A 14,192-nucleotide genomic window follows, 5' to 3' on the forward strand; every position below is an offset into this window, starting at 1 on the left:
TCTGGCGGGGAGGGCTGTCTCGAATTCAACCGGATTTGATTTGCACCTTTTTGTCCGCTTTCATCGCTTCCGGCTTTTTCGGCAGCGAAATACTCAGTACGCCATTGCTGAATTTGGCTTCGATCTTGTCGCCATCGACACCTTTTGGCAGGCTGAATGCCCGCTCGAAGGCGCCATAGTGACGCTCTGACAGGTGATAGCCCTTTCTTTTTTCTTCCTTGTCCTCCTTCTTTTCACCCTTGATGATCAAATTGCCGTTGGACAATTTGATGTCGATATTTTCCTGGTCCATGCCTGGCAATTCAGCGGTGATTTCGAAGCTTTCATCTTTCTCGGTAATGTCCACCGCAGGCAGGCTGCGGCCGATAAATTCCCGACTCCAGAACGGTTCGACATCGAACAGCCCTCGCCGAAAAGGCGTCAGCCCCGAGCCACGATTGAAGTCTTCGAACAGGTGATCGACCTGCTGGCGCAGTTTTTCCAGAGGACGCCAAGGGTCTGATGTAGCCGTCGGTTGCTGACTGGTTTTTTCATCGTCGGTCTGTACCGGCATTTTCTTCTCGAAATTGGCCATTTTTCATTCCTCCTATCGAGTACTGCGGTGGGCCGGGAACAACTCGGAGGCCGGCCCACCACGACAAATTCAGGCCTTGCCCTGAAAGATTAGTATTCCTGCGACCGCCAGACCGACCAACAGTCGGTTTCTGACGGCGAGCCGTCTATTTCGAGAGCTTGCGCGCACCGATGACTGGTGAGAATTCTGTTTGTAACTATTCGAAGAAAACCCGTCGGTAAGAAGGTTGTGCGAGTACCAATACTCAAGTAATCCGATTGCCCGCCGAAAATGCAGGTGGAACCTTCGTGCAGGTTCGACGCAATTCCCATTATTAGAATTTTGCTGAGTGTGCAGCCAGATCAAGGAAGATCCGGTCGCTCGGCCAGGAGCTGTCATGTCTCAACCTCGTGCCCGGATCGCCTCACAGCTTGGTCTTGCGCTTGCCGTGATACTGGCGATTGTCATCAGTGGCAGTACCGTGTTCGCCCTGCGTTCGCTGGACACCGCCAACCTCGCCACCCGCGAAGAGCACCTGGCCAGTGAAGCCCGGTTGCTGGCCGATCAATTGAGCACCTTTCACGGCACATTGCGTGAAAGCACCCAGCGTCTGGCCGGCCTGTTCGAGAAACGCTTCAACGCGGGGCTGAGCGTGCATCCGGACGAGCCGGTAACCGTGGCGGGCATCCAGACGCCGGGTCTGCATCTGGGCGCCGAAGTGTTGAACAACAACTTCAAGGAAGTCGATGAGTTCAAGCAAATGACGGCGGGTGTCGCCACGGTGTTCGTGCGCAGCGGCGACGACTTCATTCGGGTCAGCACCAATGTGAGCAAACAGGACGGCAACCGGGCTATCGGCACCGTGCTCGATCACGCGAACCCGGCATACGGCCGTTTGATGGCGGGGCAGAGTTTCGTCGGTCGGTCGTTGCTTTTCGAACGCTTCTACATGTCGCAGTACACCCCCGTACGGGACAGCAGCGGTAAGGTCATTGCCGTGTTGTACGTAGGATTCGACTACACCGACGCGCAGAACGCGCAGTTCGCCAACCTCAAGCGCTTCCGCATCGGCCAGAGCGGCTCTCTGGCGTTGCTTGATGAGCAGAACAAATGGCTGGTGCCGATCGCCGGCGTGCAAGCACTGGAGCGGGCTGTCCCCGCGATCAACAGCCTGGTGAAGACTCCGGGCAAGGGCGAGTTCTGGAGCGACAAGGCCGAAGATTTCTACAGCATTGCCGTACCGTTTGAAGACGGTCCATGGTCGGTCGTGGCGAGCATGCCGAAAACTGAAATCCGTGCCGTGACGTGGAGTGTCGGCATTCAATTGGCGATTGGCAGTCTACTGGCGATGTTGATCGCTGTGGGCTCGGCAGTCTGGTTGCTACGCAGCAAACTCGCCCCTTTGGGTGATCTGGTGCGACAAGCCGAAGCCTTGGGCGCCGGTGATTTGAGCGTGCGGCTGAACGTATCGAGCAACGACGAAATCGGCCAGTTGGCCCGTGCGTTCAACCAGATGAGCCAGGCGCTGTCGACCATGGTCGAGCACATCCGCAAGGCCTCGCAAGAGGTCAACAGCCGTGCCCAGGCCTTGTCCGGTCTCTCCGGTGGCGCCTATGAAGGGATGGAGCAGCAGTCGGGCGAAATCACCAGCATGGCCGGCGCGGTGGAAGAGTTCAGCGCCACGTCCTTGAACATTGCCGACAACATGGGCAGCACTCAGCGTCTGGCTCAAGAAAACGCACAACAAACCCAGATCGGTCGTACGTCGATGGACGAAGCGTCCTCGTCCCTGGAGCAAATCGCTGGCGCGCTGAACAGCACGGCGACGGTGATCAATACCTTGGGCCAGCGCTCCCAGGAAATCGGCGGCATTGTCGGGGTGATTACCTCGATCGCTGAGCAAACCAACTTGCTGGCGCTCAACGCCGCCATCGAAGCCGCGCGCGCCGGCGAGCAGGGGCGTGGTTTTGCCGTCGTGGCTGATGAAGTTCGTAACCTGGCGTCGCGCACCCGCCAGGCGACGGACGAGATTTCCGGGATGATCCAGAGCATTCAGCTGGAAACCGGGAATGCCATCAGCACCATGGAGCAGGGCAACTTGCTGATGCAGGAAGGCCTGTCGCGCAACGCCAACGTCGCTTCGGCGCTGGCGCGGATTGACGAACAAAGCCGTTCGGCCGGGCAGCAATTCGCCGCCATCACCACCGCGACCCAGGAACAAAGCAGCACCGCGACCCTGCTCAGCAGCAATCTGCAAAGCATCGCCTTGGCGAACAGTGAGCAGCGAGAAGTCGTGTCGAACCTGGCTGTGACGGCCAAAGAGCTGGAGAAGCTTGCGGCGGACTTGCGCCATGAGGTTGACCGGTTTCGTTAAGGCGCCTCTGAAATCGCCATCGCGAGCAGGCTCACTCCCACATTTGATCTCGGTTGTTCACAAATTCTGTGTTCACCGTCGATCCAATGTGGGAGTGAGCCTGCTCGCGATGGCATCGACTCAATTGCCGATTTGTCGCAAATCTGCGAATCAATTCCTCTCTAGTCGTCTTCCTTGGCATTTAGCACCAATGTCTCTGTTTTTGTGCTTGCTGAAACGTTTCTTCAAGTCTATAAAAATGGCACAACTCCAAGAAAGGCTGCTGCCATGACCCCGCTCAAACTCTTCGTTGCCCTCAGCGCACTGTCCGCTGCTTCCCAAGCCACGGCCTGGGACTATTTTTTGCTCGACACCGACAAAGCCGCCCAGAACTGGCAAATCACCAGCCAGCAACTCGGCGTAAAAACCGACAAACCCTTCAGCGTCACCCTGCGCACCTTGCACGGTGGTCGGCAGGAGGGGGTCAGCATCGTCGACATCGATAACGGCACGATGAAACTCTCGGTGGTGCCGACTCGTGGCATGAATGTCCTGCAGGCCTCGGTCGGCGATGTGCGCATGGGCTGGGATTCGCCGGTCAAGGAAGTGGTCAATCCATCCTTCATCGAACTCAACGGCCGCGGTGGCCTGGGCTGGCTGGAAGGTTTCAACGAACTAGTCACCCGCTGCGGCTACGAATGGGTCGGCCACCCCGGCATCGACAACGGCGAACTGCTGACCCTGCACGGTCGCGCCGCCAACATCCCCGCGAACAAAGTCACCCTGCACATCGATGAAAAACCGCCGTACGCCATCACCCTGCGCGGCGAGCTGAAAGAACAGGCGTTCAAGAAAGTCGACTTCTCCGTCGCGACCGAACTGGTCACCGAGCCCGGCAGCGTAGCGTTCGCCCTTAACGACACCCTGACCAATAACGGCGACTATCCGAAGGAATACCAGGCGCTGTACCACAGCAACTTCAGCACGCCGTTCCTGGAACAGGGCGCCCGCTTCGCCGCGCCGGTGAAACAGGTGTCGCCGTTCAACGACAAGGCCAAAGGCGATCTGCCGGACTGGCAAACTTACCGCGCACCGACCAAGGATTACGACGAAACGGTTTACAACGTAGTGCCGTACGCCGATGCCAAGGGCGATACGTTGACCGTGCTGCATAACAAGGCCGGCAGCCTGGGGGTTTCGGTCGGCTTCAACACTCAAACACTGCCCGTGTTCTCCCTGTGGAAAAACACCGATACCCAAGGGCAGGGCTATGTCACGGGGCTGGAGCCAGGGACGAGTTTTTCCTACAACCGCCGGTATCAACGGCCACTGAACCTGGTGCCGACGATTGGGCCGAAGGAACAGAAGCAGTTCGGGATCAGCTACAGCTTGTTGGCGGATAAGGCGGCTGTGGATAAGGCGTTGAAGCGGGTGAGCGAGATTCAGGGTGGGCGGGAGACTGAGGTGCGGCAGACGCCGTTGGTTGATCTGACCAAGGGGTGACGCCGGCTAGAGTGTTGTCGGCCGATATTGCAGCGCTTCGGCCAAGTGTTCACGGGTAATGCCTTCGACTTGCTCAAGGTCCGCCAAGGTGCGAGCCACCTTGAGCAGTCGATGGGCCGCTCGAAGGGACAAGGTCAGCCGTTCACACGCTGTTTCCAGCCAGGTTTCGTCGACTGTGGATAACTTGCAGTGTCTGCGCAGGCCCGGCAAATCGAGGAACGCATTGGCGCAGCCCTGGCGCGTTTGTTGGCGTTCTCGTGCATCGGCCACCAACTCGGCGGCGGTGGCAGTGTCGTCACCGGGTTTTAACGCAGGATTCAACGCCGTGGCTTCGCGAGCGACGGTCAGGTGCAGATCGATGCGGTCCAGCAGTGGCCCCGACAGCTTGTTGCGGTAACGCTGGACCATGTCCGGCGTACAACTGCATTTACCACTGGGCTCGCCAAGATATCCACAGGGGCAGGGATTCATCGCCGCGACCAGTTGAAAGCGTGCCGGGAAGCGTACGCGGTCCTTGGCGCGGGAAATCACGATGTGGCCGGATTCCAGTGGCTCTCTCAATACCTCCAATACCTTGCGATCAAATTCCGGAAGCTCATCGAGGAACAGCACGCCATGATGGGCGAGGGTGATTTCGCCGGGTTGTGGTTTCGAGCCACCGCCCACCAGTGCCGGGCCTGAAGCGGAGTGGTGCGGCTGTCGGAAGGGACGCTGTGGCCAATGACTCAACGGCACACAACTGGCGACCGATTGAATTGCCGCGACTTCCAGTGCTTCGCTCTCGGCCAATGGCGGTAACAGCCCTGGCAAACGACTCGCCAACAACGTTTTCCCCGTCCCCGGTGGACCGCTGAACAGCAAGTTATGAGCACCCGCCGCCGCAATCAGCAAGGCTCGCTTGGCCGCAAGTTGCCCCTGCACTTCGTTCAAGTCTGGATAGGGTTTGCTGGCGTAGAGCAAACCGTTGGACGCATAGGGGGCGATGGGCGTGTGGCCATTGAAATGCGCGACCGCTTCCAGCAAATGATCCACCGCAATCACCTTCAACCCCGAAGCCAGGCAGGCCTCCTCGGCATTCGCCCGCGGCACTACCAGCGTGCGCCCGGCCTTGCGCGCCGCCAGCGCCGCCGGCAACACCCCGCGAACCGCCCGCACCGCACCCGATAGCGCCAACTCCCCAAGACACTCCACATCATCCAGCGTCAAAGTCGGTACCTGCACACTGGCCGACAGAATCCCCAATGCAATCGCCAGATCGAACCTCCCGCCGTCCTTTGGCAAATCGGCAGGGGCGAGATTCAAGGTGATGCGCCGTGCCGGAAATTGCAGGCCCGAATTGATGATCGCGCTACGCACCCGGTCCTTGCTTTCCTTCACCGCCGCCTCGGGCAGCCCGACCATGGTCAGCGACGGCAAGCCGTTGGCCAGGTGCACTTCTACGGTAACGGCGGGTGCTTCCACGCCAATCTGGGCGCGGCTGTGGACGATGGAGAGGGACATGGTCGTTCCTTGAGCTGACGAGGACCGCTTCCTGCGGTTTAGAAAGCATAGGTCGAGGTTGTCGGTTCGCTGGTAATTCGATAGCTGGATATACTTCAGGATGTTGCAAATAATTATTTAAAATTTATACGGCCAGTATCGGCGCCGGACATTGGCCTGTATTACTTCATTTCACGAATGACAGTAGTTCCGCTGCTTGTGTTTATCCCACGTTGAAAGCTGGATAGGATCATTGGTGTCGCAACAAATTGTTAATGTTGCCAACTAACGTAAAGGAGTTAGTGATGTCTGTGAGTTTGGATGTTATAGATGTTGATCAATCTCATTTGGAAATTCTTGACAGTGATCCCTATAAGGATCGCGACTTTTTCTGGGAGCAGCATCGATTTGCACGCGACGGCTATTTGAAAATAAATCATTTGGTTGATCCTATGGTCCGCGATTAAATCATGGCTGACGTGAAGTTTCTCATGGCTAATCACGCCAAGCGTCGTGATTTCCTGATCGAGTCTACCGGCAATACACCGCGCTATTTGAGTAACGTAAGTCGAGATAATATCGAAGAGTTCGGCAGGTACATTCCCCTGGCCTATAATTCGAAATATCTGATGAGCCTAATTTCCAATATTGTCAAGGAAGAGGTAATACCGACGCCTTGGAAGTGGGATAACTATATTATCAACAGCCAGCACAAATCGGGCGATACCCATGGCTGGCATTGGGGCGATTACCCTTACACCATTATCTGGATTGTCGAAGCTCCGAGCATTGACAGCGGCGGTTTGCTCGAGTGTGTCCCGCATACCAACTGGGACAAAAAGAATTCCAGAATTGAAAACTTACTGGTAGAAAATACCATCGATTCCTATTTTCATATGACGGGTGATGTCTATTTACTCAAGGCAGATACTACGTTGCACCGAGTAAAACCACTGACTCAAGATGTCCGTCGGATCATTCTGAACACAACGTGGGAGCGCGCTCGCGACGTTGATCGTCATGTGGAACACGAGACTTTCGTTTTTCGCGATTGAGCAAGAAGTCGGACGGCTGATAATGAATACAGTTAAATATACCCATACTAATCTCATTGCGTCTGATTGGAAAAAGATTGCCAGATTTTATTCAGATGTTTTTGATTGTGAACAGGTAGGGCCCGTACGATATTTGTCAGGAGTGAATATTTCCGGGGGCACGGGCGTTGCAAATGCCCAGCTCGAAGGTGTGCATCTGCAACTGCCGGGTTACGGCCCTGAGGGGCCTACTCTGGAGATATTCCAGTATGTCGAAAATCAAGAGCGAGAAGTGGCTTACGCCAATTCAAAAGGCCTGACTCACCTAGCATTCGAAGTATCGAATTTGGACGATACCTGTTCGAAAGTAATAAGGGCAGGTGGCTGGATGCTTGGAAAACTAGTCAGCCAGGTAATCGACGGCGTTGGGGTTTGCACGTTTGTGTATGTGCGAGACCCTGATCGAAACATTATTGAAGTTCAGATGTGGGATCACAGTTGATGGCAGTCTTGGCGCAGTTTGATCTTGTGCAACCGCGTTATCGAAAGGACAACCCTCTCATGACCGGATTTTATGAGTCCGTTCGATACGTTAACAATCTTGCAGAACAACACCCCGGATTCATCTGGCGTGAATTGAATGAAGATCAGACACTCTTGGATGAGTTATGGGGAGAAGGATATCTTTACACGCTTTCATTATGGAAAAGCCCAGAAGCGTTAAAGGACTTTTTGTACAAGACACCCCATAACGAGTTTAGAAAACGAGGCGGTGAATGGTTCATACCGATTACCAAGCCACGGGTCGTACTGTGGTGGGTGGATGAGGGGCATACTCCCACACTGAGTGAGGCGCATCAAAAAATGCAGATCCTTTATGAACTCGGACCTTCCCATCAGGCGTTTGACCTCAAGTCCAGTGCACTGCCAATCGTTATTTACTGAGGGAGCTGAAAATGGATTTTGAACAACGTGAAAGTCAGCAGTTTATGGCTGATTATTACCGCGATTTCTTGAATGATCCGGCTGCGCTGGTGGGCCAAGGTAAGTTTCTCCATTCTCGACGGGCGAGTGTAGAAGGCATCGAAGATGAGTGGAGTCATGCAGAAGAGCTGAAAGTTGATCTCCGAGAATTACCAACAACCCGAGAAAATTTTCTGACCTGGTATCTGGATTGCGAAAAGAAGATCAATGAGGATATTGACTTTTTTGTCGATTATATGAAAAACAGCGCGACGCTTGAGCAAGTAGCTTATTACATCTGCATGGAAGAAATGGTCGACGGCTCTTTCGATGACTTGATGGCTGTCGTGCAGCTGGGTATGCCGATCAATTGCAAAATGGTCGCGGGTGAAAATTATTGGGACGAAATGGGGAACGGTAATTTCGACTTTGTTCACACCTCCATGTTCAAAACCTCTTCAGCTTATATGCGCAATATATTGGCGCAAAAAAACATTACTCCCGAGATTCCGCCTAAAGAATGTTTGATGAATGGCAACATTCTCCTAATGTGGGCTGTGCGCCGCGAATACAACATGCGTTTGATTGGCGCAATGGGCTTGGTTGAGGGATCTGCTCCGACACGTTTTGGTGCCACCACTCAGGCGTTGGAGCGTCTCGAACAACCCAAGGAAGTGATTGCATACCACAAGGCGCATATCGGTATTGATACCCATCACAGTGAAGCGTGGTTCGATACGGTGTTGCAGCACTATTCCAAAGGTGGAGCCGAGGTTATTCAGGAACTGGCCATGGGCGTGATGATTCGCTACAACGTCGCCGTTCGTTACTACCGATACATGTATGACGCCATGCGGGGAATCTGATGAAGACGCCAGCAGCCTCTATCGTGGTCATTGACCCAGTGAGTTCCGGTCGCCGTTATGGCCGTGAAATAGGCGAGAAGGGCTTCCACTCTATCGCCCTGACAACGCGTGACAGGTTCCCGGGATTGCTTGATCGTTTGCACAGTTGTGAAGGGTTCAGTCAATCCATCAAGGCTTACAGTTTTGATGAAGCAGTGGAGAAACTTTCCAGCCTTAACGTCAAGGCCATCATTCCGGGTTCGGATTCGGCACTCAAGTTCACTGACCAGCTCGCGCAGCATTTTGCGCTCGTCGGTAATCCGGTCGCGACGCGGCAAGCGAGAGCCAACAAGTATGCGATGAAGCAACGACTTCGACTGCAGGGAGTTTCCGCAACGCAATCTGTGGAAGTGTCACTCGATCAAATGCTCAACAGTGAATTGGCGTTGTTGGCGTTTCCCGCAGTGGTCAAGCCAAGTCAAGGCACGGGCAGCAAGAACGTCAAGGTTTGTCATGATCGCGCTGACGTATATAAGGCGCTGGCAGCGATTGAATCTGCCAATGAAGGGCATGTGGAGGAGGAGTGTGGTGCACTTATTGAGGAATTTATCGAAGGTCCTGAGTATTTTATCGCTACGGCAAATTTTGGAAAAAGAAAAAAAAAGAAGATTCTATGCTTCGCAGAATACGAAAAAATCAGCATCGGTAACAACCCCAGCATTTATAAAAACATACGATCCCTTCCGCCCCTGAATGTAAAGGCGATTGAGGCTTTTGCCTATATCAATCAAGTGAACGAGGCGTTGGAGGCCGATTTTGGAATTAACGATATCGAGTTCAAAATCAATGATAAAGGCCACTTCATCATTGAACAGAACGGGCGCCTACCCGGTGCGAATGTCCCTTCACTGATAGAAGCATGCACTGGCCTGAACTGCTACAGCCTGAACTTGGATATTTTTCTGGGGCGGGAGATGGTTGATTTGGCTGATATCGACTATTCAAAGCACTTTTGTATTTGTTGCCTTATCAATACGCAGGCTGGTGAAATCAAGTCGATAACGGGATTGGAAGCTGTCTCTAAATTGTCCTCCGTGCACGATCTGGCGCTGTTGGTAAAGGAAGGGGAGTATATCGAGGATACTCAGGACTTCCTGTCTACGTGGGGGTTTGTTTACCTTGTCCACGAGGATCCCAAGGTGCTCGCTGAGCATTCGAGATTTGTACACGAAACACTGCGGCTGCATTACTCCTGATACGAGAGCGGTTGCGTCGGGCAGCCGCGTGCTTGTTTTGAGTAGGACATACCAGGTTGTAGCGATTGTTTGCAGGAGAAGTTCATGTCGCATTGGATGCTTCAAGTCTGTCTGATTCTAGGTGTTTCCATATTGCTCGGCCGGATGGCAGAAAAACTCGGTCAGAGCCGCGTCATCGGTGAAATCACTGCGGGTATTTTGTTGGGACCTTCCGTATTAGGAGCGCTTTCCCCCATTTTTTCTGAGTTTTTGTTTTTCACCGAATCGCTGCGTAACTTGAAAGTGCTGGCGGAGCTTGGGTTAGTGCTTTTAATGTTTGAAATTGCCTGGCACATGCCTGCTCAACGCTCCGGCGAGGGAGCAGCAGCGAAGTTCGCGCCCATTACGATCGCGCTCTTTGGCATGCTTTTATCATTTCTGATCGGTTGTGTTATTGCGGTCCTTTCAAAAAAGGATTTGGCTCCGGACAAGGCGCTCTGGTCGTACACACTGTTCTGTGGCTTGGCACTTTCGGTCACGGCGCTGCCGGTATTAGTACGGATCATTGCCGACGCCACTAACATCAACGCTGAATCCGCTTCATATGCATTGTCCTCGGCGATCTATACCGATGTATTTGCCTGGCTAGGTGTGGCTCTTCTGGTTTCTTTTCATTCGATGGGGGCGACGGACCTTCTCGACTCCTTGATCAAGACGCTATTATTGATCGCATTCTTCCTGTTGTCCTTTTATATGGTACGGCCTCTTATATTGAATTGGCGCCTCATGAACTCGACTGGCGGAGTTAGCGTTCAATTATCTATTGCGTTCTGCTACTGTTTGATCAGCGCAGAAATAACCGCAAGACTTGGCTTTCACCAAGCCATTGGAGCCATAGTGGCTGCGTACGTCTTCTGCAAAGTCCCGTGTTTGCAACTTAACTGGGAAAATGTAATAGGGCGATTCTCTGGTACGTTTTTGACGCCTTTATTCTTTGCTTATTCTGGACTTCAAGCGTCGTTTGGTTCTTTTTCCGAGAGCAGTGTCTGGTGGTGGTTGGGACTGTTTGTTGTTGGCAGTTTTTTTGGAAAAATTGGCGGTACGTATTGGGGCGCAAGAATATGCGGTCTGCCTTCCGCAACGGCAATGGAAGTAGGCGTGTTAATGAATACGAAGGGGCTAGTTGAATTGGTAGTGTTGAGCATTGGTCTTGAATTAGGTGTTTTGTCAGCGACTACTTATAGTGTGTTACTAGTTATTGCATTGGTATCCACCGTCATGACCATGCCACTATTGAATGTGTGGATGCAACGTTCGCTGCGTATACGGGTTATATCTAAAGTTAGTGATGACTGATAAAAATGTTTGACTTTTTTATTGGGTTCAGTCTATTTTTAAGGCGAAAATAAAATTGGATCCAAAAAAAAGGAAGACGGTTTTGGACATATTAATGGGATTAGTTGCTGCCTTGTTTTGGGGCGGAACTGACTTTCTAGTCGGTTTAAACGCACGGGCTGTTGGCGTAAAACGAGCGGTATTTTTCGGTCAGGCGCTGGGTTTTGTTTTGATGAGCGCTCTCCTGCTGCTCTACCCGGTTTATCTCATCAAGTCCATGTCGGCGCCGTTGCAAGTTTGGTTCCTTGGTGCCCTTGCCGCGATTTTTACAGTCGCAGGCGCTCTCGCACTGTCCAAAGCCTTCTCATTGGGCAAGGCCGCGATTGTTGCACCGCTGGTGAAATCCTATGGAGTGTTTACGACTGCATTTGCCTGGGCAAGCGGCGATATTATTGTGCTTAGCCAATTCCTCGGAATCGCTGTGTGTGTGACGGGGGTCCTGCTGACAAGCGCCCACGATAACGCGGATGGAAAGGTGAAGCGCCAAAACAAAGTGTCCATTGTGTATGGGTTGCTCGCAGCATTGTTATATGGCGCAAGTTTCTGGATTCAAGGTAAGTACACACTACCGACATTAGGCCCGATTACCATGTTATGGCTGGGTTATGCCGTTGGACTGTTTATCTTGTTTTTCCTAGTCTTAAGGGTGGAGTCGGGGCTGAAGCTACCCTCGGTAAAAAGCGTTGGTACGCTCACAAGTGCTAGTTTATTGAACCTTGGTGGGTTCTCGGCATTTTCGTTTGGAGCCATTAACGGTTCGGTATCGGTGGTGACAGTCATCAGCACCTTGTCAGGAGGTATTGCTGCAGTGTTGGGTTATCTGTTTTTCAAAGAGCGGCTTGGCAAGGTCCAAGTGGCAGGAATTGTTCTGGTGCTCCTGGGTGCGATTATTCTTCATCTGTTTCATTGAGAGGTTTCAAAAAAGCAAACGTTTGCACATAGTGAATGAGGCGCTGAAGTCGCCATTTTAGTCAATGGAGGGCTTGATCCCCTTGTTATTAGTCTGCAAGGGGCTTGCGACTTAATTAATAAAGACAACGGCCTTCGGGGCACGCTGTCAAACTTAGCTTCGATTAAAAATTATTGACCACTGCCTCTCGTTATGGCTGAACACGAGTGTCGAACCCGTTGTCAGTCCGCAGATTTTAAACAGCTTCCCGAAGGATTGAGAATCTATATGCATAAAGGTCATATTGAAATGCTCCCTTACATGGCCGCTTTTGCAGTCGTTGTAGAGACAGGTAGTTTTGTTGATGCCTCTACGAAACTGGGAGTTTCGGCCTCAGCCGTGAGTCGGCAGATATCAAAGTTAGAGCGAGCTCTGTCATTGCGCTTATTGGAGCGTAGCACGCGACATCTGAAAGTAAATGAAGACGGCGCCAAGATTTATTCACACTGCAAAGCAGTGCTGCACTCATCTTCCAGAGTATTTGAGTTAAAAGATGAACTGGTGAGACCGCAAGGCTTGATCAGGGTCAGCGCTCCGAAAATGATGAATAATATCTGCAATCAACTTGTTCCTGAGTTTCTGCGTAAATATCCTGATATCAATGTTCAGTTCATATTTGATAACTCGGAGATTAATCTCATCTCCAGCGAGATAGATCTCAGTATCAGAATTACCGATTCTCCACCACTGGGTTTGATTGGGCGGAAGTTGTTCAAGGTCGGTTATATCCTATGCGCATCGCCTGAATACATTGATGAATTCGGGGTTCCGTTGCACCCCTCTGACCTGGCGATGCACAGTTGCATTGTCATGTCTGAGGACTCTGCCGGAGAGAAGTGGGAATTTAAAAAAGGTGCGGAAAAGTTTCAGATCGGCGTGAAGGGGCGTTATTGCTCGAATGACAGCGAAGCCGTTCTTGAGGCTACGTTGAGTAATCTCGGCGTCGCTTGCCTGCCGGTTGCTGTGGCGGACCAGGCTATTAAAGAGATGCGCTTACATACCGTGCTGACAAGTTGGGATTACGTGGGTGCCTCACAAGGTATGGCATGGTTGTTGTATCAACCAAACAAGCACGGTTCGCAAAAACTGAAAGTCATGGTCGACTATTTGCTCGCCAAACTCTATTGCGTTAGCTAGGCACTGCAACATGCCCTCATCTTGAACATCTCTTCTTTATTGCGGTATTGCCCCGCGCCGCGCGCGGGGAATTATGTTACTCGGCAGGTGGGTTGAGCTTCGCTTCAAGCTCCGCCACTTTCGCCTCAAGGCTCTCCAACCGTGCGCGGGTGCGTGCCAGTACGACCATCTGGCTATCAAACTCTTCCCGGCTCACCAGATCCAGCTTGCTGAAGCCACTCTGCAACAAAGCCTTGAACTGGCTTTCGATTTCGCTTTTCGGCAATGGGGTATCGCCGCTGAAGAGGCGGGAGGCGGTGCCGCTCAGGGCGTCGAGGAAGTCTTTGGGCGCGAGCATGGGTAATGTCCTGTCAAACAATGGCGGGCAGTGTATCACGCAGTGTCTATAGTCAATCCCGACAGGAAGTCATGCACGCTTTTCGCGCATGCGGACGGATGGCATCGCACTGTTGTTGTGCGTAACGCAGCGGGAGTGGCGGTGAAGTGGCAGGGTTCAGCGGCTAAAGGCCTGAAAACAGGGAGCTTTGTGGAGATGGCAAGCTTTCTGCTTAGTGCCTAGTGACCCATGCACTGATGCAGTCACTGTGACGAAATGCAGTGCGCCAAACGGAACGGGGGAAGTGTTTCGTGCGGAGTGGTTAGCAGGCGTCGGACGGGCAGGTAAGGCCGACGATGCGTTACAAAGCCAGGCACTGCGCTTAGACTTGAGTCGGGTTTGTTTTCCTGGGGCAAGTCCACCAATTCGG

General features: G+C 52.7%; 14 protein-coding genes. 11 read left to right on the forward strand and 3 right to left on the reverse strand.

Annotation, left to right across the window (positions count from 1 at the left end; all coding sequences use genetic code 11):
• Positions 1–25: 25 nt before the first annotated feature.
• Complete coding sequence (locus PFAS1_RS12095; RefSeq protein WP_076029305.1) at positions 26–574, reverse strand: Hsp20/alpha crystallin family protein; 549 nt, start codon at positions 572–574, stop codon at positions 26–28.
• Positions 575–950: 376 nt separating this feature from the next.
• Between PFAS1_RS12095 and PFAS1_RS12105 the strand changes: the two genes are divergently transcribed.
• Together PFAS1_RS12105 and PFAS1_RS12110 are read left to right on the forward strand one after the other, a co-directional pair.
• On the forward strand, positions 951–2,927 hold the full coding sequence (locus PFAS1_RS12105) for a methyl-accepting chemotaxis protein (protein ID WP_076029306.1): 1,977 nt from the start codon (positions 951–953) through the stop codon (positions 2,925–2,927).
• A gap of 267 nt (positions 2,928–3,194) precedes the next feature.
• Positions 3,195–4,409, forward strand: a complete 1,215-nt coding sequence (locus PFAS1_RS12110) for an aldose 1-epimerase family protein (RefSeq protein ID WP_076029307.1) — start codon at positions 3,195–3,197, stop codon at positions 4,407–4,409.
• 6 nt (positions 4,410–4,415) lie between these two features.
• Here PFAS1_RS12110 and PFAS1_RS12115 read toward each other — a convergent pair whose 3' ends face one another.
• A complete protein-coding gene (locus PFAS1_RS12115) occupies positions 4,416–5,909 on the reverse strand; it encodes a YifB family Mg chelatase-like AAA ATPase (RefSeq protein WP_076029308.1) in 1,494 nt (497 codons plus the stop codon).
• Between the two features lie 284 nt (positions 5,910–6,193).
• Between PFAS1_RS12115 and PFAS1_RS29485 the strand changes: the two genes are divergently transcribed.
• The 9 genes from PFAS1_RS29485 to PFAS1_RS12155 all read left to right on the forward strand — a co-directional run bounded on the left by PFAS1_RS29485 (position 6,194) and on the right by PFAS1_RS12155 (position 13,446).
• Positions 6,194–6,355: a hypothetical protein gene (locus tag PFAS1_RS29485; protein WP_156886717.1), complete on the forward strand. Its 162-nt coding sequence runs from the start codon at positions 6,194–6,196 to the stop codon at positions 6,353–6,355.
• Positions 6,356–6,358: 3 nt separating this feature from the next.
• A complete protein-coding gene (locus PFAS1_RS12120; RefSeq protein WP_076029309.1) occupies positions 6,359–6,943 on the forward strand; it encodes a HalD/BesD family halogenase in 585 nt (194 codons plus the stop codon).
• 22 nt (positions 6,944–6,965) lie between these two features.
• A complete protein-coding gene (locus tag PFAS1_RS12125) occupies positions 6,966–7,424 on the forward strand; it encodes a VOC family protein (protein ID WP_076029310.1) in 459 nt (152 codons plus the stop codon).
• Positions 7,425–7,483: 59 nt separating this feature from the next.
• Positions 7,484–7,867, forward strand: a complete 384-nt coding sequence (locus tag PFAS1_RS12130; RefSeq protein WP_232252231.1) for a DUF3291 domain-containing protein — start codon at positions 7,484–7,486, stop codon at positions 7,865–7,867.
• A gap of 11 nt (positions 7,868–7,878) precedes the next feature.
• Positions 7,879–8,751 (forward strand): iron-containing redox enzyme family protein, encoded by an 873-nt coding sequence (locus PFAS1_RS12135; protein ID WP_076029312.1) that lies wholly within the window; start codon positions 7,879–7,881, stop codon positions 8,749–8,751.
• On the forward strand, positions 8,751–9,986 hold the full coding sequence (locus PFAS1_RS12140) for an ATP-grasp domain-containing protein (RefSeq protein ID WP_076029313.1): 1,236 nt from the start codon (positions 8,751–8,753) through the stop codon (positions 9,984–9,986). Before PFAS1_RS12135 ends, PFAS1_RS12140 begins: the two co-directional genes overlap by 1 nt.
• Before the next feature lie 84 nt (positions 9,987–10,070).
• Complete coding sequence (locus PFAS1_RS12145) at positions 10,071–11,321, forward strand: cation:proton antiporter domain-containing protein (RefSeq protein WP_076029314.1); 1,251 nt, start codon at positions 10,071–10,073, stop codon at positions 11,319–11,321.
• 94 nt (positions 11,322–11,415) lie between these two features.
• Positions 11,416–12,270, forward strand: coding sequence for a DMT family transporter (locus PFAS1_RS12150; RefSeq protein ID WP_076031525.1), 855 nt, complete (start codon positions 11,416–11,418; stop codon positions 12,268–12,270).
• A 267-nt stretch (positions 12,271–12,537) separates the two neighbouring features.
• A complete protein-coding gene (locus tag PFAS1_RS12155; protein ID WP_076029315.1) occupies positions 12,538–13,446 on the forward strand; it encodes a LysR family transcriptional regulator in 909 nt (302 codons plus the stop codon).
• 76 nt (positions 13,447–13,522) lie between these two features.
• On the opposite strand, the gene PFAS1_RS12160 is transcribed toward PFAS1_RS12155, so the two are convergent.
• Positions 13,523–13,783: an accessory factor UbiK family protein gene (locus tag PFAS1_RS12160; RefSeq protein WP_008076132.1), complete on the reverse strand. Its 261-nt coding sequence runs from the start codon at positions 13,781–13,783 to the stop codon at positions 13,523–13,525.
• Positions 13,784–14,192 lie beyond the last annotated feature (409 nt).

This window comes from Pseudomonas frederiksbergensis (genome assembly GCF_001952935.1).
In the GTDB taxonomy this organism is placed as follows: domain Bacteria; phylum Pseudomonadota; class Gammaproteobacteria; order Pseudomonadales; family Pseudomonadaceae; genus Aquipseudomonas; species Aquipseudomonas frederiksbergensis.